This is a genomic window from Burkholderia sp. RF4-BP95, from assembly GCF_001521985.1.
Taxonomy (GTDB): Bacteria; Pseudomonadota; Gammaproteobacteria; order Burkholderiales; family Burkholderiaceae; genus Burkholderia; species Burkholderia diffusa.
In genome coordinates, this window is record NZ_LOSX01000018.1 from 30,875 (window position 1) to 47,768 (window position 16,894).

At 66.9% G+C, this 16,894-nt stretch carries 16 protein-coding genes; 9 read left to right on the forward strand and 7 right to left on the reverse strand.

All coding sequences use genetic code 11. From position 1 onward, the window contains the following. Window positions 1-31: 31 nt before the first annotated feature. From WS46_RS04880 to WS46_RS04895, 4 genes are all read right to left on the reverse strand, one after another. A complete protein-coding gene (locus WS46_RS04880; RefSeq protein ID WP_059531843.1) occupies window positions 32-529 on the reverse strand; it encodes a hypothetical protein in 498 nt (165 codons plus the stop codon). Between the two features lie 213 nt (window positions 530-742). Continuing rightward, window positions 743-2,080, reverse strand: a complete 1,338-nt coding sequence (argG, locus tag WS46_RS04885; protein WP_059531840.1) for an argininosuccinate synthase — start codon at window positions 2,078-2,080, stop codon at window positions 743-745. A 329-nt stretch (window positions 2,081-2,409) separates the two neighbouring features. Further along, a complete protein-coding gene (locus WS46_RS04890) occupies window positions 2,410-3,480 on the reverse strand; it encodes an FUSC family protein (RefSeq protein ID WP_059689469.1) in 1,071 nt (356 codons plus the stop codon). Window positions 3,481-3,633: 153 nt separating this feature from the next. Then, window positions 3,634-5,166 (reverse strand): diguanylate cyclase, encoded by a 1,533-nt coding sequence (locus WS46_RS04895; RefSeq protein ID WP_059531833.1) that lies wholly within the window; start codon window positions 5,164-5,166, stop codon window positions 3,634-3,636. A gap of 597 nt (window positions 5,167-5,763) precedes the next feature. Between WS46_RS04895 and WS46_RS04900 the strand changes: the two genes are divergently transcribed. The 4 genes from WS46_RS04900 (at window position 5,764) to WS46_RS04915 (ending at window position 9,905) form a co-directional block, all read left to right on the forward strand. Further along, window positions 5,764-7,299 (forward strand): amino acid permease, encoded by a 1,536-nt coding sequence (locus tag WS46_RS04900; protein ID WP_059531830.1) that lies wholly within the window; start codon window positions 5,764-5,766, stop codon window positions 7,297-7,299. A gap of 263 nt (window positions 7,300-7,562) precedes the next feature. Next, window positions 7,563-7,808 (forward strand): DUF3717 domain-containing protein, encoded by a 246-nt coding sequence (locus tag WS46_RS04905; protein ID WP_006761486.1) that lies wholly within the window; start codon window positions 7,563-7,565, stop codon window positions 7,806-7,808. A gap of 239 nt (window positions 7,809-8,047) precedes the next feature. After that, on the forward strand, window positions 8,048-8,965 hold the full coding sequence (locus tag WS46_RS04910; protein WP_059448822.1) for a LysR family transcriptional regulator: 918 nt from the start codon (window positions 8,048-8,050) through the stop codon (window positions 8,963-8,965). 112 nt (window positions 8,966-9,077) lie between these two features. After that, window positions 9,078-9,905, forward strand: coding sequence for an alpha/beta fold hydrolase (locus WS46_RS04915; RefSeq protein ID WP_059690178.1), 828 nt, complete (start codon window positions 9,078-9,080; stop codon window positions 9,903-9,905). A gap of 51 nt (window positions 9,906-9,956) precedes the next feature. On the opposite strand, the gene WS46_RS04920 is transcribed toward WS46_RS04915, so the two are convergent. Both WS46_RS04920 and WS46_RS04925 read right to left on the reverse strand, forming a co-directional pair. Next, a complete protein-coding gene (locus WS46_RS04920) occupies window positions 9,957-10,310 on the reverse strand; it encodes a hypothetical protein (protein WP_059531827.1) in 354 nt (117 codons plus the stop codon). Window positions 10,311-10,562: 252 nt separating this feature from the next. Further along, window positions 10,563-11,183: a TetR/AcrR family transcriptional regulator gene (locus tag WS46_RS04925; protein ID WP_059531824.1), complete on the reverse strand. Its 621-nt coding sequence runs from the start codon at window positions 11,181-11,183 to the stop codon at window positions 10,563-10,565. Between the two features lie 94 nt (window positions 11,184-11,277). Between WS46_RS04925 and WS46_RS04930 the strand changes: the two genes are divergently transcribed. After that, window positions 11,278-12,519 carry a glycosyltransferase gene (locus tag WS46_RS04930; RefSeq protein ID WP_059689470.1) on the forward strand — a complete coding sequence of 414 codons (1,242 nt, stop codon included), beginning with the start codon at window positions 11,278-11,280 and terminating at the stop codon, window positions 12,517-12,519. Between the two features lie 16 nt (window positions 12,520-12,535). On the opposite strand, the gene hutC is transcribed toward WS46_RS04930, so the two are convergent. Continuing rightward, window positions 12,536-13,231 carry a histidine utilization repressor gene (gene hutC, locus WS46_RS04935; RefSeq protein WP_059466626.1) on the reverse strand — a complete coding sequence of 232 codons (696 nt, stop codon included), beginning with the start codon at window positions 13,229-13,231 and terminating at the stop codon, window positions 12,536-12,538. Window positions 13,232-13,726: 495 nt separating this feature from the next. Here hutC and WS46_RS04940 point away from each other — a divergent pair, with 495 nt between their 5' ends. From WS46_RS04940 to WS46_RS04955, 4 genes are all read left to right on the forward strand, one after another. After that, the gene (locus tag WS46_RS04940) at window positions 13,727-14,500 is read left to right on the forward strand and encodes an ABC transporter substrate-binding protein (protein ID WP_059531821.1); all 774 of its coding nucleotides are present in this window, start codon (window positions 13,727-13,729) and stop codon (window positions 14,498-14,500) included. A gap of 175 nt (window positions 14,501-14,675) precedes the next feature. Next, window positions 14,676-15,365, forward strand: a complete 690-nt coding sequence (locus WS46_RS04945) for an ABC transporter permease (protein WP_059689471.1) — start codon at window positions 14,676-14,678, stop codon at window positions 15,363-15,365. Further along, window positions 15,362-16,075, forward strand: a complete 714-nt coding sequence (locus WS46_RS04950) for an ABC transporter permease (RefSeq protein WP_059531814.1) — start codon at window positions 15,362-15,364, stop codon at window positions 16,073-16,075. Before WS46_RS04945 ends, WS46_RS04950 begins: the two co-directional genes overlap by 4 nt. 33 nt (window positions 16,076-16,108) lie before the next feature. Further along, entirely contained in the window at window positions 16,109-16,876 is a 768-nt protein-coding gene (locus WS46_RS04955) for an ABC transporter ATP-binding protein (protein ID WP_059511632.1), read from the forward strand. The last annotated feature ends 18 nt before the right edge of the window (window positions 16,877-16,894 follow it).

Consider the following 16,894-nt stretch of genomic DNA (forward strand, 5'->3'; position numbering starts at 1 on the left):
GACTTGCCGGACGCAGCGGTCGAATGTTCCGCTATGCGCCCGATGCGCGGACGTTTTGCACGATCTCCAACGCACATGCATCGGCCGACGCCTTCGACGTATCGATCACGCAATCGCTGAACGCACGTGCCGCATAGCCTTCCCGATACATCTCGGCGATACGTTGCCGCTCCCAGTCCGTCAGCGCCCGCGTGCCGCGATCCGACGACGCGATCGCCTCCGGTGGCGCGAGCGTCACGACGAACAGCCGCGCATCGCGTGCATCGCAGGCCGCGCGCAGGCGTTCGAATTCCGCTTCGCCGATCGGGTAAGCGGTCACCAGGTGGCGTTCATTGGCCTGCGCGACCTGCGTGACGAGACGCGTCAGCGCGATCGCCCACTGCACGTCGAACGGGGCGTCCCCGGGCGCGTCGTGATCGTCGCCGTCGATGAAGCGTGCATCGGGCAGCAGGCGTGCGAGTGCGCGACCGATCGTCGTCTTGCCGCTGTTGATCGGGCCGTTCAGGTGAATGACGATGAGGGAGGTCATGAGCCGAGTCTGAATTCGAACGACTCGCAGCTTGCCATGAACGCAGCAGCGTTGCAGCGCCGTTCGCGGGCGACGCGAACGTGATGCGACAGCGGGAAATGCAGGAAGGGGAGAGGCGGAAGGGAAACGGCAGGCCGCGCATGCGACGACGCATACGCGGCTTGCCCCGCCGGGGCGTGTATCGGCTACGCGCCCGGCGTCGAACGAGGCGGCTTACTCGCCGCTGTCGCTCTTGATCTGCGGCAGCGCCGAAGCCTCACCCGGCGTCAGCAGGCCGACTTGCGAATACACGCGCAGCTTGTCGCGCGTATCGGTGATGTCGAGGTTGCGCATCGTCAGCTGGCCGATCCGGTCGCGCGGCGAGAACGTCGATGCCACCTTCTCCATCGACAGGCGTTCCGGCTGATACGTGAGGTTCGGCGACTTCGTGCTCAGGATCGAGTAGTCGTTGCCGCGGCGCAGTTCGATCTTCACTTCGCCGGTGATCGCGCGCGCGACCCAGCGTTGTGCCGTTTCGCGCAGCATGATCGCCTGCGGGTCGAACCAGCGGCCCTGATACAGCAGGCGGCCGAGACGGCGGCCGTTCTCGCGGTACTGCTCGATCGTGTCTTCGTTGTGGATACCGGTGACGAGACGCTCGTACGCGATGTACAGCAGCGCGAGGCCCGGGGCTTCATAGATGCCGCGGCTCTTCGCCTCGATGATGCGGTTCTCGATCTGGTCGCTCATGCCGAGGCCGTGGCGGCCGCCGATGCGGTTCGCCTCGAGCAGCAGCTCGACCTGGTCCTTGAACTCGACGCCGTTCAGCGCGACCGGCTGGCCCGCTTCGAAGCGCACCGTCACTTCCTCGGCGGCGATCTTCACGTCGTCGCGCCAGAACGCGACGCCCATGATCGGGTTCACGATCTTGATGCCGCTTTCGAGGCTTTCCAGATCCTTCGCCTCGTGCGTCGCGCCGAGCAGGTTCGAGTCGGTCGAATACGCCTTCTCGGCCGACATCTTGTATGCGAAGCCGGCCTGGTTCATGAATTCGGACATTTCGGCACGGCCGCCGAGTTCGTCGATGAACGTCTGGTCGAGCCACGGCTTGTAGATCTTCAGATCCGGGTTCACGAGCAGGCCGTAGCGGTAGAAGCGCTCGATGTCGTTGCCCTTGTACGTGCTGCCGTCGCCCCAGATGTTGACGCCGTCTTCCTTCATCGCGGCGACGAGCATCGTGCCCGTCACGGCGCGGCCGATCGGCGTCGTGTTGAAATACGTGACGCCGGCCGTCGTGATGTGGAACGCGCCGCTTTGCAGCGCGGCGATGCCTTCGGCGACGAGCTGCGCGCGGCAGTCGATCAGGCGGGCGCCGGCTGCGCCGTATTCGATCGCGCGTTTCGGGATCGCGTCGTAATCGTCTTCGTCGGGCTGGCCGAGGTTTGCCGTATATGCGTACGGGACGGCGCCCTTCAGTTTCATCCAGTGCAGCGCGGCGCTGGTGTCCAGGCCGCCGGAGAAGGCGATACCGACCTTCTGGCCGGTCGGGAGGCTTTCGAGAATCGTGCTCATAGGAATTACCGTGGATTGAAGCCGGTGGGATCGTATTTCGCGGAATATGCGAGTATCGGCTGTCCGGGAAGTTGGGGCAAGACCTGATTTTCGCGCCAATACGTCGTCGGGCCTGTCGCGGCGGGCCCGGCGGGCGGTTAACCGGCCGGAGAATCCGGCGGGAACCGGCCGCGGGCGGCTGTCGAAACCGGCGGGAACGCGGCGGCGCGCCGGCCCGGTTTCCGGGGCCGGATCGGCCGACGGGCACCGTCGCCGTCGACGGGATGCCGGTCCGTCTTCATGAAAGACATTTGAAAGTATCGTCGGCGTTTCCCGCCATCCGCCGGTCTTCAGATATTCCACGCCTGCGCGGTATCGAGCAGTTTCTCGCGCAACTGATCCACTTCGCCGGCCAGCTTGGCCGTGATCGACACGTAGCCCGACAACTGCGGCGGAGGCAGGTCGTGCGGCGGCTCGGCCGGCCGGCGGCGGGCCGCGAGCCGGCTCGGCGTGCCGAACTTGAGCGCGCGGCTCGCGCCGACGAGCGTATCGCGGATGCGCCGGTTCACGGCCTTCATGTCGTTGCGCATGTATTCGCGGGCGGCCAGGTCGTCGCGGGCCGGCACCATGCTCGACAGGATCTCCAGGTAGCCGATGCACAGGCGCAGGCTGCGCTGGATCGCCTCGAGGTGCGTGACCGAGATCTCGCATTCCTTCGACACCGACGGCATCAGCGAACGCAGCTGCACCAGCAGCGCGCTCAGCGCGGCCATTTCCTTCAGGTGCGCGTCGTCGCTCACATGGCGGTCGCCCGCGAGGCGCGTATGCACGGCCGCGCACGCGCGCAGCGCGTCGGCGAGCTTGTAGCGCCACGAGTAGGTCGCGTAGAGCGGCAGCGCGAACGAGAACGCCAGCGCGATCGCGATGCCGGCCAGCACGTTCACCGCGCGCCACAGGCCGTCGACGATCTCGTTGTCGCCGTGCCCGGCGACGATCACCATCGTGATCGCCGACAGCAGCGCGATGTAGCCGGCCTTGCCGATCGCGTGATAGGCGCAGACCCCGCACGCGATCGCCATCAGCAGGTAGATCGCGAGCGGCGCGTGCAGGACGGAGTAGAGCAGGATCAGCCCGAGCCCCGCGAGCGCGCCGATCGACGTGCCGAGCGCGCGCTCGGCCGCTTTCTTGCGGATGTTGCCGTGGTGCTGCAGCCCGCCGACGACGATCAGCACGGTGATCGTCGACCATTCGCCGTGCGGCACGCTCAGCCCGGTGGACAACGCGATCGACACGAGGATCGCAAGCGCGACGCGCGCCGCATGAATCAGCTTCGCGTGCCGGTAGCGGCGGTAAGGGTCCAGCAGGGGACGGAGGGCGTGGCGCAGGAGCGGCGGCAGTCGGGCAGGGAGCTGGGCGGTCATGACGGTGCGGGGGTGGCCGGCGGGGTGGCCGGAATACGCGCGGGCGGCCAGCGCGGGCCGGCGCCGCGCCGCACGCGCAGCTGACGTAACGCTAGCCGAACGCGCGCGGGCTGTCCACGGCGGCGCGGCGCGGGTGCCCCGGCGGCGGCGGCGTCACGCGTCGGCCGTGCTTGCCTCGGCGTGCGACACGCGATTGCGTCCGCCGGACTTCGCGCGGTACAGCGCCTCGTCGGCCTGCCGCAGCAGCGTCGCGGCGTTGACGCGCCCGCCGGTGGCGGTCGCGGCGCCGATGCTCGCCGTCACGTGCCCGTACGGGCTGCGGCCATGCGCGATGTCGAGCCCGGCGATCGCGCGGCGAATCCCTTCGGCGACGGTCGCCGCGCCCCGCGCATCGGTGTCGGGCAGGGTGACGACGAATTCCTCGCCGCCGTAGCGCGCGACGTGGTCGCTGTCGCGGCGCAGGCAGCGCGACGCCGATTGCGCGACGCGGCGCAGCACGTCGTCGCCGGCGAGGTGGCCGTAGTAGTCGTTGAACGCCTTGAAATGATCGACGTCGACGAACAGCACCGACAGCGGGCGGCCGCTGCGCGACGCGCGCTGCGCTTCCTTCGCGAGCACCGTGTCGAACGTGCCGCGGTTGTCGAGCCCGGTCAGTGAATCGGTGTGCGCGAGCCGGTACAGCTTCGACTCGGCGATCTGCCGGCGCCTGAGTTCGCGCGACAGCGCGAGCGAGCCCCACGCGATGAACACGGTAAACAAGCCCATCAGCACGGCGGTCCAGATCGTGCGATGGCGCCACGACGCGTAGATGTCGATCTCGGCGGGCGCGACGTCGACGATCAGCGGCAGATTCGCGAGATGCTTGTAAACATAGATGCGCCGCACGCCGTCGATCGCGCCGACGCCGGTCAGCGCGCCTTCGCTGCTGCGCTGCGCCTCGATGAAGAGCGGGGAGTCGTGAAGGTCGAGGCCGACCACGCGCGCATCGAACGGCAGGCGGGATACGAGCACGCCGTTGTCCTCGACGATCGCCGCGCTGCCGTGCTTGCCGACCGCGAGACCGTCGAGCAGCGCGCGGAAGTAGTCGATGCTGAGCGTGCCGACGACGATCCCGCCGAAGCGGCCGTCGGCCAGCGTGATCCGTCGGCTGAGCGCGATTGTCAGCGCACCGCCGCGCAGGCGGGACGCATAGGGCCGGCTGATGTAGAGGCCCTGGGCGAGCCGGTCGCGATGCACGGCGAAATATTCGCGGTCGGCGAAATTGCCTTGCCGCGGCGGCGATGCGGCCGAGTCGATCACGATATTGCCGTGCGGATCCATCACGAAAATGGCGCCGAGATACGCGCCGCTCGCGGCTCGGTCGAACAGCAGCCGGTGACGCTGGTGCGGCGGCAATGCCATCAGTTCCGGATCGGCGAGGCCGTCGACGACGTTTTGCAGCGACAGATCATACAGTTCGATATTGCGGGAAATATCGCGCTCGATCAGCAGCATCAGGTTGCGCGCATTTTCGACCGCATGGTCGTATGCGTCGTGGCGTGCCTCGATTAAAAGCGATGTCGAGAGCCCCCAGCTGAACAGCAGCAGCACGATGCCCGCGACGAGCACGCCGCGGGGCGACAGAATGCGTGCCACGGCCGACGCGGTATGACCGCGCAGCTTGGCGAGCGGCGTGTGTGGCTTCATCCTCGGGAGCGGGGGGCGGAAATTTGCGTCGTCGACGATTCCGCGCACTGATTAATTCGCATTAATCGGGATTATCTCGCGAATTCCCGAATTTCGTCGCGCGATGCAAAACATGCATGCATCGTTCACGATTTGGAACGATTACACATCATTACCGTGAACCTGGGGGGCAAACTGATTTGAATCAATTACGGGTGGCCGATATTTTGTCTGATTATTGACGATGAATGCCGTTCGATTTGTCGGTTTAATACAGGATCCGACGATTGCACCGGCGCGATTGCACATTGCACGGTGCGCCATCGCGGATGGCCACCGAATGGCACGACCGGTGCCGCGCAACCCGCGGCTGTGCCGTCGTCTCGTCGCCGCGCCGCATCCAACTTGTTGATTCTGCTGCGTCTGCATGCGGCGGCGGGGCGGCCGGCGCTCAGCTGTCCGGGCGGCGAATCAGGTAGAATCCGCGCTTCGCCGCAGGCGCCCGGCGCGCAACGCGTATCGGGGCCGCATCGAATGCATCGCCGCAGGCGGCGCGCCGCGCCCCGATCCCGCATGCGCCGGCTCCGGATGCCGGCCCGCTCAACGTTCGTCTCGTTTATGTCCGCACTTCCGAATTCCGACCAACCCGGTTCGTCCGCGAACCCACCCAAGCTTCATCGCGCGCTGAAGGCGCGCCATCTGACGATGATCGCCATCGGCGGCTCGATCGGCACGGGCCTGTTCGTCGCGTCCGGCGCGTCGATCTCGCAGGCCGGCCCCGGCGGCGCGATGGTCGCGTACATGCTGATCGGCCTGATGGTCTACTTCCTGATGACGAGCCTCGGCGAAATGGCCGCGTTCATGCCGGTGTCGGGCTCGTTCGCGACCTACGGCGCGAAATACGTCGACGAAGGCTTCGGCTTCGCGCTCGGCTGGAACTACTGGTACAACTGGGCCGTGACGATCGCGGTCGAACTCGTCGCCGCGCAGCTCGTGATGCACTACTGGTTCCCGGACGTGCCGGGCGTCTGGTGGAGCGCCGCATTCCTCGGCGTGATGTTCCTGCTCAACGCGCTGACCGTGCGCGGTTTTGGCGAAGCCGAATACTGGTTCGCGCTGATCAAGGTCGTCACCGTGGTCGCGTTCATCGGCGTCGGCCTGCTGATGATCTTCGGCATTCTGAAAGGCGCGCCGGGCAACGGCTGGGGCAACCTGACGATCGGCGACGCGCCGTTCGCGGGCGGCCTGCCGGCGCTGATGGGCGTCGCGATGATCGCGGGCTTCTCGTTCCAGGGCACCGAGCTGATCGGCGTCGCGGCCGGCGAATCGGAGAACCCGCGCACGACGATCCCGCGCGCGGTGCGTCAGGTGTTCTGGCGCATCCTGCTGTTCTACGTGCTGGCGATCTTCGTGATCGGCGTGCTGATTCCCTATACCGATCCGAACCTGCTGAAGAGCGACGTGACCGACATCGGCGTGAGCCCGTTTACGCTCGTATTCCGCCACGCGGGCCTCGCGTTCGCGGCCGGCGTGATGAACGCGGTGATCCTGACGGCCGTGCTGTCGGCCGGCAACTCGGGCATGTACGCGTCGACGCGGATGCTCTACAACCTCGCGACGGAAGGCCGCGCGCCGAAGCTGTTCGCGAAGCTGTCGCCGGGCGGCGTGCCGCGCAATGCGCTGTATGCGACGACCGCCGTCGGCGCGCTGTGCTTCTTCACGTCGCTGTACGGCGACAAGACGGTGTACCTGTGGCTGCTCAACACGTCGGGGATGACGGGTTTCATCGCGTGGCTCGGCATCGCGATCAGCCACTACCGGTTCCGCAAGGGCTACGTGACGCAAGGCTACGCGCTCGACCAGCTGCCGTACCAGTCGAAGTGGTTTCCGTTCGGCCCGCTGTTTGCATTCGTCCTGTGTCTCGTGATCGCGCTCGGCCAGGACTATCAGGCCTTCCTCGCGAACCGGATCGACTGGGCGGGCGTGGCCGCGACCTACGTCGGCATTCCGCTGTTCCTCGTCGTGTGGCTCGGCTACCGGTTCCTCAACAAGAGCCGCTTCGTGCGCTACGAGGACATGGAGATCGCACCGTGGGTCGCCGCGAACCGCGGCGCGCAGCTGCAGCGCGTGGAGAACCGCGAAACCGTGGGCTGATGCCGGCGCGGCATGCGGCCGCGCGATGGCGCAACGAAACGGGAAGCCGCGCGCTTCCCGTTTTTTTTGTCCGCTTTTCCCTGCACGGGGTCAAAGCCGGTTATATTGCCCGACCCTACCGGGCCACGGCCCGGCCGGCGCGACGAGCGCGGCGCGGATCGGGCATCCGGCGCGCGCCTGTCGCGGCGGCCGGCGGCGCCCGGCGTTTTCATCGCTCCGCCGCGGCCGGCACGGCCTGCGGAGCGCGCAACCCAGAGGAATCCATGAGCGCATCACCCGCCGAGCGGAAGGCCGGACCCGTTTCCATCGTGCGAATCGAAGCCGCGATCAACGCGTGGCGCGAAGTGTATCCGCCGGCGCCGGACGGCGAAGACGGCTACGCGCTCGACGCCGGCAGCAACTGCCTGGCCGAGCTGTACGGCGCGATGATCTGCTATCGGCTGCCGGACGTGCCGCTCGACTCGCTGAGCGACGCGCAGCGCGATGCGCTGTACGCGACCGAGGCGTGACGCGCGGTCGAGACGCCGCCGCGACGCGGCGTCGATGAAGCAACGGGAAGCCTGACGGCTTCCCGTTTTGCTTTGCGCGGTGCCGGACGCCGGGGCGGCGCCGCGCTGCTCGCGCCGGTATCGGCGCGGGCTGAGGTATCGTCATGGCATCGGGATCAGGCGATCACGGGACGACCGGCGCGGCACGCATGCGCGCGGGGCCGAATGAACGTCCGTTGCCGGTCCGGGAGGGATCGAACATGGAGTTGAGACACCTCCGCTACTTCGTCGCGGTTGCCGAGGAGCGGAATTTCACGCGCGCGGCCGAGCGCCTGCACATCGCGCAGCCGCCGCTCAGCCGGCAGATCCAGCAGCTCGAGGAGGCGCTCGGCGTGCCGCTGTTCGAGCGCAACGCGCGGCCGTTGAAGCTGACCGACGCGGGGCGGTTCTTCTATTCGCACGCGGTGCAGCTGCTCGCGCAGACCACCGAACTCGAATCGATGACGAAGCGCGTCGGCAAGATCGAGCGCAGCATGTCGGTCGGGTTCGTCGGCTCGACGCTGTACGGGATGTTGCCGAAGATCATCCGGCGCTTTCGCAGCGAATATCCGGCCGTCGAGCTGAGTCTGCACGAGATGTCGACGATGGATCAGATCAAGGCGCTGAAGGAAGGGCGCATCGACGTCGGGTTCGGGCGCATCCGTCACGAGGATCCGAGCGTGCGGCGCGTCGTGCTGCGCGAGGAGCGGATGATCGTCGCGCTGCCGGTCGGTCACGTGCTCGACGGCGCGAAGCCCGTGCTGTCGCTGCACGATCTCGTGAACGACACGCTGATCATCTTCCCGAAGGCGCCGCGGCCGAGCTACGCGGACCAGGTGCTCGCCGCCTTTCACGATCGCGCGTTGCAGCCGCGCAAGATATACGAGACGCGCGAACTGCAGATCGCGCTCGGACTCGTCGCGATGGGCGAGGGCGTGTCGGTCGTGCCGCACAGCGTGTACGGCCTGAAGCGCGACGACATCAGCTACAAGCCGCTCGACGATCCGAACCTCGTGTCGCCGATCATCATGAGCATGCGGATGCTCGACGAATCGGAGGACATCCGCGCGATGCAGGCGCTGATCTACCGGCTGTACGACGAGTCGCAGATGGAGTATCTGCCGCCGCAGCCCGAATGAGCGTGCGGGCGGTGGGGGCTTGCTTGACGCCGCGCGCGTCGCCGGGCCACCATCGTCGGCATTCGATGCAGCCCGCCCGCGTGCGGCCGCCTTCATGCAGACCACGACACACATGACTGACATCGTGACCGAGGAGACCTGGGTCGAGACGCCGCAAGGGCGTCTCTTCGCGAAGCGCTGGCGCGGTGAGCCCGCGCAGGCACCGGCCGCGCCTGAGCCGGCCGCACCTGAGCAGGCCGCGCCGATCGTGCTGCTGCACGATTCGCTCGGCTGCGTCGAGCTTTGGCGCGACTTCCCCGCGCAACTCGCGCGCGCCACGCGGCGCGACGTGATCGCATATGACCGGCTGGGCTTCGGCCGGTCCGATCGTCATCCGGGGCAGCTCGGCATGACGTTCGTGCGCGACGAGGCCGACCACGGATTCCATGCGCTGCTCGAGCGATTCGGCATCGATGCGTTCGTGGCGTTCGGGCACAGCGTCGGCGGCGGGATGGCCGTCGGATGCGCGGCCGCGTATCCGGCGCGTTGCCGCGCACTGGTGACGGTCTCCGCGCAGGCGTTCGTCGAGGATCGCACGCGCGACGGCATTCGCGAGGCGGCGCAGCAGTTCGACGCGCCCGGCCAGCTCGACCGGCTCGCGCGTTATCACGGCGACAAGGCTGAATGGGTGCTGCGTGCGTGGGTCGATACGTGGCTGTCGCCGGCGTTTCGCGACTGGTGTCTCGACGACGACCTGCCGCGCGTGCGTTGCGCGACGCTCGCGATTCACGGCGAGCAGGACGAATACGGGTCCGACGTGCATCCGAAACGGATCGCCGCGCGCGTCGCGGGGCCGTCGTCGTTCCTGCTGCTCGATCGATGCGGACACATGCCGCATCGCGAGCGGACCGACGACGTTCTCGCGGCCGTGGCGACGTTCCTGCGCGACGCGCTCGCCTGAACGCCAGCGCGCCGGCGTGCGATGCGACCGGCGGGCCGGGCCCGCCGGGGCTCAGAACGACAGCTGGATTGCGAGGTCGATCGCGAGAATCGCGATCGAGCAGCCGATGCCGAGAACCACGTTCGGCAGCCGGTGTTCGAAGTCGCGATTGTCGCGGCGCATCGCGGCACCGAGCAGGAAGATCGCCTCGACGACGATCTGCAGTCCGACGAACAGCAGCATCAGCAGATATTCGTAACCCATCTGCTTGTACGCGGCGAATTGCATCCCGTGATCGCGGATCCATTGGCCGACGCGCAGCAGTTCGTAGACGAACAGCAAGGCGGGAAACAGGTAGCTGATGAAATACGTCGGCGCGGTGGCGTGCCGTAGTTCGAGGTGGAAGTGCTGATGCGTGGTAGCCATCAAGAAGCCCTCCTTGCAACGCATGATTGCGGTCGCGACGGCGGCGCGACGACGTGCGGACTAAGGGATTGCCCGAGGCATCGTGCGCGGTCGTACGGCACCAGCATACTGCTGCGCGGGAAATTTGGCATCCCGTGCGTGCGATCGTTGTAAAAACCCCTCCGCATCATGCAATGCGTTCAACGGTCGTCGCGCGCGATGCGCGTTCGACGCGGACGCACGTTCCTGACCGGGCGTCGCCTGCGCGACCGCTCACGCTTTCGCGTGCGCGCCTTCGACGAACAGCTTCGCGATCGACCGGAATTCCCGCTTCAGCGACAACCCGGGCACCGTCAGCCAGCGCAGCATCGCCGCGAGATAGAGGTGATGAAACCACGTGGCGAGCTGGTCGGCCGCCAGCGCCGGGTTCAGTTCGCCCGCCTGCTGTCCGGCGGCGATCAGTTGCTGCCACACGAGCGCGATGTCGCCGCCGCCGTCCTTCCCGCTGTCCGCTTCCACCACGCCGATGCTCAGGAACCGATGCCGCAGGTATGCGAGCAGATACACCGGATGCTGTTCGCACCATGCGGCCGACGCGTCGAGCACGCAGGCGATCCGCGACGCGAAGGTCCGCCGTCGCGCGACGTCACGCTGCAGGTGCGCGAGGTCGCGCGCGAGTTCGCCTTCGAGCCAGTGCGCGAGCACGGCCTCCTTCGTCGGAAAGTGGTTGTACAGCGTACGTTTCGCGACATCGGCCTGCGCGGCGATCTGTTCCATCGTCACGGCATCGTAGCCGTGCGCATCGAACAGGCGTGCGCCGGTGTCGGCGAGATGCGCGAGCATCTGGATGCGCTTGCGTGCGCGGCGGCCCGGATCGTCGGTCGTCGTCGGCATGGTTCGGTATCGACTGAAAGTGCACGAATTGCATTAGTATACGACGTGCATTTTTATGAATCCACTCGCCTGCATCGTGCAGGAGGAACCACGCATGAAGCTCGTCATCGCCACCTACGGCACCGAAGGCGACACGCGCCCGCTCGCGGCGCTCGGCCGCGCGCTGCTGGACGCCGGCCATGAGGTCCGGTTGCTGGCCGACGCCGCGACGCTCGGTTCTGCCGCCGCGCTCGGCGTGCCTTGCGCGCCGCTGTCCGGCGACATCCGCGCGGCGATCGCGCCGGACGGCGCGTTGTCCGACGCGGTGCGCGGGCGCGGCGGGTTCAACGACACGTCGAAGGCGCTCGCCGCGATCGCGAATACGAATACGGCGGCGTGGATGCGCGAAGTCGCGGCCGCGTCGGCCGGTTGCGATGCGATCCTGGTGTCGGGGCTGGCGTCGTTCGTCGGGCTGTCGATCGCCGAGTATCGCGGCGTGCCGGCGATCGGCACGGGGATGATCCCGATCACGCCGACCGCGGCGTTCGCGTCGCCGTTTCTGCCGCCCGGCAAGGTGCCGCGCTGGCTGAATCGCGCGAGCCACAGGTTCGTGAACGCGCTGCTGTGGCATGCGTTCAGGAAGGCGACCAATGCGGCGCGCGCCAGCGTGTGCGGACTGCCGCCGCGCCGGCGCGTATGGACCGATCATCCGATGCTGTACGGCGTGTCGCCCGCGCTGCTGGCCGATCCCGCCGACTGGCCGTCGCATGTGCTGGCATGCGGTCAGTGGCGCGTCGACGCGCCGGCGTGGACGCCGCCGCCCGCGCTGTCGAGCTTCCTCGATGCGGGCGATCGGCCCGTGTATATCGGCTTCGGCAGCATGGCCGGGTTCGACCGGGCCGCGATGGTCGACGCGCTGCTGCAGGCGCTCGACGGCCGGCGCGCGCTGTTCCATCCGGGCTGGAGCGGCATCGATGCGTCGATGCTGCCGTCACACGTGTGCGTGATCGGCGAGACGCCGCACGACTGGTTGTTTCCGCATGTATCGATGGCGATCCATCACGGCGGATCGGGTACCACGCATTCGGCCGCGCGGGCGGGGATTCCGTCGGTCGTCGTGCCGTTCGCGGGCGATCAGTTCTTCTGGGCGAGCCGGCTGCAACGCCTCGGTGTGGCCGATGGGCCGGTGGCGGGGCGCCGTGTGGACGCCGCGGCGCTCGCACGCGCGATCGCGTTCGCGGCACGCGCCGACACGCAAGCGCGTGCCGCCGAACTCGGTGCGCGGATCGCGCGGGAGGACGGGGTGCGGCTGGCGGTCGGCGCGATCGAGCGCTGGGGGCGCCCCGGCGTGCGCTGAACGCGTCCGCCCCGCGTCAGAAATGCCCGGTGAACCGGTAGCGGCTGCCCGGATGCCACAGATTGGCCACCGACGCGACCATCCCTTGCGACCACGTGCGCCGATGCAGCAGCAGGCACGGCTCGCGTTCGTCCGTCGTCAGGTGGCGGCGCGTTGCCGCATCGGGCATCGCGGCCTCGATCCGGTATTCGACCCGCTGCAGCGGCGCGACGCGCGTCAGGTACTGGTTCGGCGTCGTCGTCGTGAAGTCCTGCAACGCATATTCGGGCGCGCAGGCCGGGTTGACCCAGCGCTCCTCGAGCTGCACGGGCGTGTCGTTCTCGAAGTGCAGCACGCGCGAATGGAAGATCGGGCTGCCGGTGTCGAGCTGCAGCTCGTCGGCGAGTTTCGCGTCGGCGACGGCCGCGCCGACCTCCAGCACCTGCGCACGATACGCATGGCCGCGCGCGGCGACTTCATCCGAGATGCTGCGGATCGCGACCAGCGTCGATTCGTATTTCGGCGACGCGACGTACGTACCCGAGCCGCGCGTGCGCGTGAGCACCTGTTCGGCCGTCAGCTCGCGCAGCGCGCGGTTGACCGTCATCCGCGCGACGTTGAATTCGCGCGCGAGCTCGTTCTCCGACGGCACCTGGTCGCCTTCCGCCCACTCGCCCGCATGAATGCGCGCGAGGATGAAGTCCTTGATTTCCTGATAGATCGGTGTGGTCATTGCATTGCTGTTCAAGAGACGGCGGCCGCGTGCCGTCGCAGGCCGGCCTTCGTGCGGTGTCCGGGCGGAGTGTACCGGGTTCGACGCGCTGCGGGCCCGACTGTGGGCCCGGGATTCGGGTAATTCCGGCCTGCATCCGGCGCGCCGGTCGAGGGGGCCGCGAGGGCCATACGGACCTCGGTCGCCGCGTCGGCGAGCGCGACGGACGAAAAAGTATAGACAAATGTGGGCGCGCCGACGACGGACGGAATCCGCACAGAAAGCTGGATTTCATCTGCATGTAATCTGTAGCGAATTGAAATATAAGGGAAATTCGCTCATGGAAACAATCAACCGACAATTAGAGATAAACACGGATTGCTGGCAGTGACCTGAAAAAGGCAAAGTTGTATGTACAACTTCGAGAGTCACCGGACAGGCGGCTCCCGGGTTGGAAGGGTTCGCGGCGGCGACGCCGACGGGACCCGTGCCCAGTTCGCCTAAGACAGGAACGCCATGAAGAAACTCGCGCTCAGTATTGCCCTTGCCTGCCTCGCGGTCGGTGCCCACGCCAAGGATTGGTCGACGATCCGGTTCGGCGTCGACGCCAGCTATCCGCCGTTCGAATCGAAGGACGCAAGCGGCAAGGTCGTCGGCTTCGACGTCGATCTCGGCAACGAGATCTGCGCACGGCTGAAGGCGAAATGCGTGTGGATCGAGAACGACTTCGACGGGATGATCCCGGCGCTGAAGGCGAAGAAGTTCGACGGCGTGCTGTCGTCGATGTCGATGACGCCGGCGCGCGCCGAGCAGATTGCGTTCTCCGACAAGCTGTTCAACACGCCGACCCGCCTGGTCGCGAAGAAGGGCGCGAATCTGCAGCCGACGGCCGAATCGCTGAAGGGCAAGTCGGTCGGCGTCGAGCAGGGCACGATTCAGGAGACCTACGCGAAGGCCTACTGGGCGCCGAAGGGCGTGCAGGTCGTGCCTTACCAGAACCAGGACGGCGTGTACCAGGACCTGATGTCCGGCCGCCTCGACGCCGCGCTGCAGGACGCGGTGCAGGCCGACCTCGGCTTCCTGAAGACGCCGCGCGGCGCGAACTTCGAATTCGCCGGCAAGGACATCGACGATCCGAAGACGCTCGGCAACGGCGCCGGCATCGGGATGCGCAAGGACGACGCCGACCTGAAGGCGAAAATCGACCACGCGATCGCCGACATGATCAAGGACGGCACGTACAAGAAGCTCGAGAAGAAGTACTTCGCATTCGACGTCTACGGCGGCTGATCGTCCACGCGGCGCGCGTCGGCTGTGGCGCGCGCCGCACCGGTTGCCGCGTGCAACCCGCTTCGCATGATGCGTCCGGCTTGATGAGCAAGTCGCATCAGGTAGTGCGCAGATATCGTTTGATGCGCGGTTAATGGCTATTGACAATCCAGCCACTTCGTTCTGGATCCCTTATATGATCTTCCAAGGATTTGGCCCGCTGTTGTGGGCCGGCACGGTCGAGACCGTGAAGCTCGCGGTGCTGTCGCTCGCCGCGTCGCTCATACTGGGCCTCGCGGGCGCGGGCGCGAAACTGTCGGCCAACCGCGCGCTGAAGTCGGTCGGCACGTTCTACACGACGCTGATCCGCGCGGTGCCCGATCTCGTGCTGATGCTGCTGCTGTTCTACGGGATCCAGATCCTGCTGAACGACGCGACCGACCTGCTCGGCTGGGATCAGATCGACATCGACCCGTTCGTGGCCGGCGTCGTGACACTCGGCTTCATCTACGGCGCGTACTTCACCGAGACGTTCCGCGGCGCGTTTCTCGCGGTGCCGCGCGGCCAGCTCGAAGCGGGCTTCGCATACGGAATGAGCGGCTGGCGCGTGTTCCACCGGATCCTGTTCCCGCAAATGATGCGCTTCGCGCTGCCGGGCATCGGCAACAACTGGCAGGTGCTCGTGAAGGCCACGGCGCTGGTATCGATCATCGGCCTCGCCGATGTCGTGAAGGCGTCGCAGGACGCCGGCAAGAGCACGCTCGATTTCTTCTTCTTCACGCTCGCGGCGGGCGCGATCTACCTCGCGATCACGACGGTGTCGAACGTCGTGCTGCACCACCTCGAGAAGCGTTATTCCGCGGGCGTCCGGAGGCTTGCACTGTGATCGAACTCGTCAGCCAGTACTGGCAAAGCTATCTCTACACCGACGGCTACCGCTTCAGCGGCCTCGCGATCACGCTGTGGCTGCTGGTCGTGTCGATCGCGCTCGGCTTCGCGCTGGCCGTGCCGCTCGCGATCGCGCGCGCGTCGTCGAACCGCTGGATCTCCGGCCCCGTGTGGCTCTACACGTACGTGTTCCGCGGCACGCCGCTCTACGTGCAGCTGCTGATGTGCTACACCGGCATCTACAGCCTGCAGGTCGTGCACAACCACGTGCTGCTCGACACGTTCTTCCGCAACGCGATGAACTGCACGCTGCTCGCGTTCGTGCTGAACGAATGCGCGTATGCGACCGAGATCTTCGCGGGCGCGATCAAGGCGACGTCGGCCGGCGAGATCGAGGCCGGGATGGCCTACGGGATGTCGCGCTTCAAGCTCTATACGCGCGTCATCCTGCCGTCCGCGCTGCGCCGCTCGCTGCCGAGCTACAGCAACGAAGTGATCCTGATGCTGCACGCGACGACGCTCGCGTTCACCGCGACCGTGCCCGACATCCTGAAGGTCACGCGCGACGTCAACTCCGCCACGTACATGTCGTTCCAGGCCTACGGCATCGCGGCCGTGCTGTACGCCATCGTCGTGTTCGCGCTCATCTGGGCGTTCCGCAAGCTCGAGACGCGCTGGCTCGCGTACCTGTCGCCGCGCGGCCATTAACGCATTCGCAAGATTCGCAAGGAAGGACCAAGCATGTACAAGCTCACCGTTGACAACCTGCACAAGAAATTCGGCGACAACGAGGTGTTGAAGGGCGTGTCGATGAAGGCGAAGGCCGGCGACGTGATCAGCATCATCGGCTCGAGCGGCTCCGGCAAGAGCACGTTCCTGCGCTGCATCAACTTCCTCGAGCAGCCGTGCTCGGGGCAGATCACGATCGGCAGCGAGCCGATCGAGACCACGCGCGACCGTAACGGCTCGCTGCGCGTGGCCGACCAGAAGCAGCTGCAGCGCATGCGCACGAAGCTGTCGATGGTGTTCCAGCACTTCAACTTGTGGGCGCACATGACGGTGCTCGAGAACGTGATCGAGGCGCCGATGGCCGTGCTCGGGATCGGCAAGGAAGAGGCCGTCGCGCGGGCGCGCAAGTATCTGGAGAAGGTCGGCCTCGCGCCGCGCGTCGAAGGCATGTATCCGTCGCACCTGTCGGGCGGCCAGCAGCAGCGCGTCGCGATCGCGCGTGCGCTCGCGATGGAACCGGAGGTGATGCTGTTCGACGAACCGACGTCGGCGCTCGACCCGGAACTCGTCGGCGAAGTGCTGAAGGTGATGCAGAAGCTCGCCGAGGAAGGCCGCACGATGGTCGTCGTCACGCACGAGATGGGCTTCGCGCGCAACGTGTCGAACCACGTGATCTTCCTGCACCAGGGGAAGATCGAGGAAGAGGGCGATCCGCGGGAGATTCTCGTCAATCCGAAGAGCGAGCGGCTCGGGCAGTTCCTGTCGGGGCGGCTCAAGTAAGCGGACGCTGCCGCGGCC

Bases quoted from the DNA above. Each gene is read 5' to 3' on its own strand.
- WS46_RS04880 (WP_059531843.1), bottom strand. From the start codon at position 529: ATGACCTCCCTCATCGTCATTCACCTGAACGGCCCGATCAACAGCGGC.
- argG (WP_059531840.1), bottom strand. From the start codon at position 2,080: ATGAGCACGATTCTCGAAAGCCTCCCGACCGGCCAGAAGGTCGGTATC.
- WS46_RS04890 (WP_059689469.1), bottom strand. From the start codon at position 3,480: ATGACCGCCCAGCTCCCTGCCCGACTGCCGCCGCTCCTGCGCCACGCC.
- WS46_RS04895 (WP_059531833.1), bottom strand. From the start codon at position 5,166: ATGAAGCCACACACGCCGCTCGCCAAGCTGCGCGGTCATACCGCGTCG.
- WS46_RS04900 (WP_059531830.1), top strand. From the start codon at position 5,764: ATGTCCGCACTTCCGAATTCCGACCAACCCGGTTCGTCCGCGAACCCA.
- WS46_RS04905 (WP_006761486.1), top strand. From the start codon at position 7,563: ATGAGCGCATCACCCGCCGAGCGGAAGGCCGGACCCGTTTCCATCGTG.
- WS46_RS04910 (WP_059448822.1), top strand. From the start codon at position 8,048: ATGGAGTTGAGACACCTCCGCTACTTCGTCGCGGTTGCCGAGGAGCGG.
- WS46_RS04915 (WP_059690178.1), top strand. From the start codon at position 9,078: ATGACTGACATCGTGACCGAGGAGACCTGGGTCGAGACGCCGCAAGGG.
- WS46_RS04920 (WP_059531827.1), bottom strand. From the start codon at position 10,310: ATGGCTACCACGCATCAGCACTTCCACCTCGAACTACGGCACGCCACC.
- WS46_RS04925 (WP_059531824.1), bottom strand. From the start codon at position 11,183: ATGCCGACGACGACCGACGATCCGGGCCGCCGCGCACGCAAGCGCATC.
- WS46_RS04930 (WP_059689470.1), top strand. From the start codon at position 11,278: ATGAAGCTCGTCATCGCCACCTACGGCACCGAAGGCGACACGCGCCCG.
- hutC (WP_059466626.1), bottom strand. From the start codon at position 13,231: ATGACCACACCGATCTATCAGGAAATCAAGGACTTCATCCTCGCGCGC.
- WS46_RS04940 (WP_059531821.1), top strand. From the start codon at position 13,727: ATGAAGAAACTCGCGCTCAGTATTGCCCTTGCCTGCCTCGCGGTCGGT.
- WS46_RS04945 (WP_059689471.1), top strand. From the start codon at position 14,676: ATGATCTTCCAAGGATTTGGCCCGCTGTTGTGGGCCGGCACGGTCGAG.
- WS46_RS04955 (WP_059511632.1), top strand. From the start codon at position 16,109: ATGTACAAGCTCACCGTTGACAACCTGCACAAGAAATTCGGCGACAAC.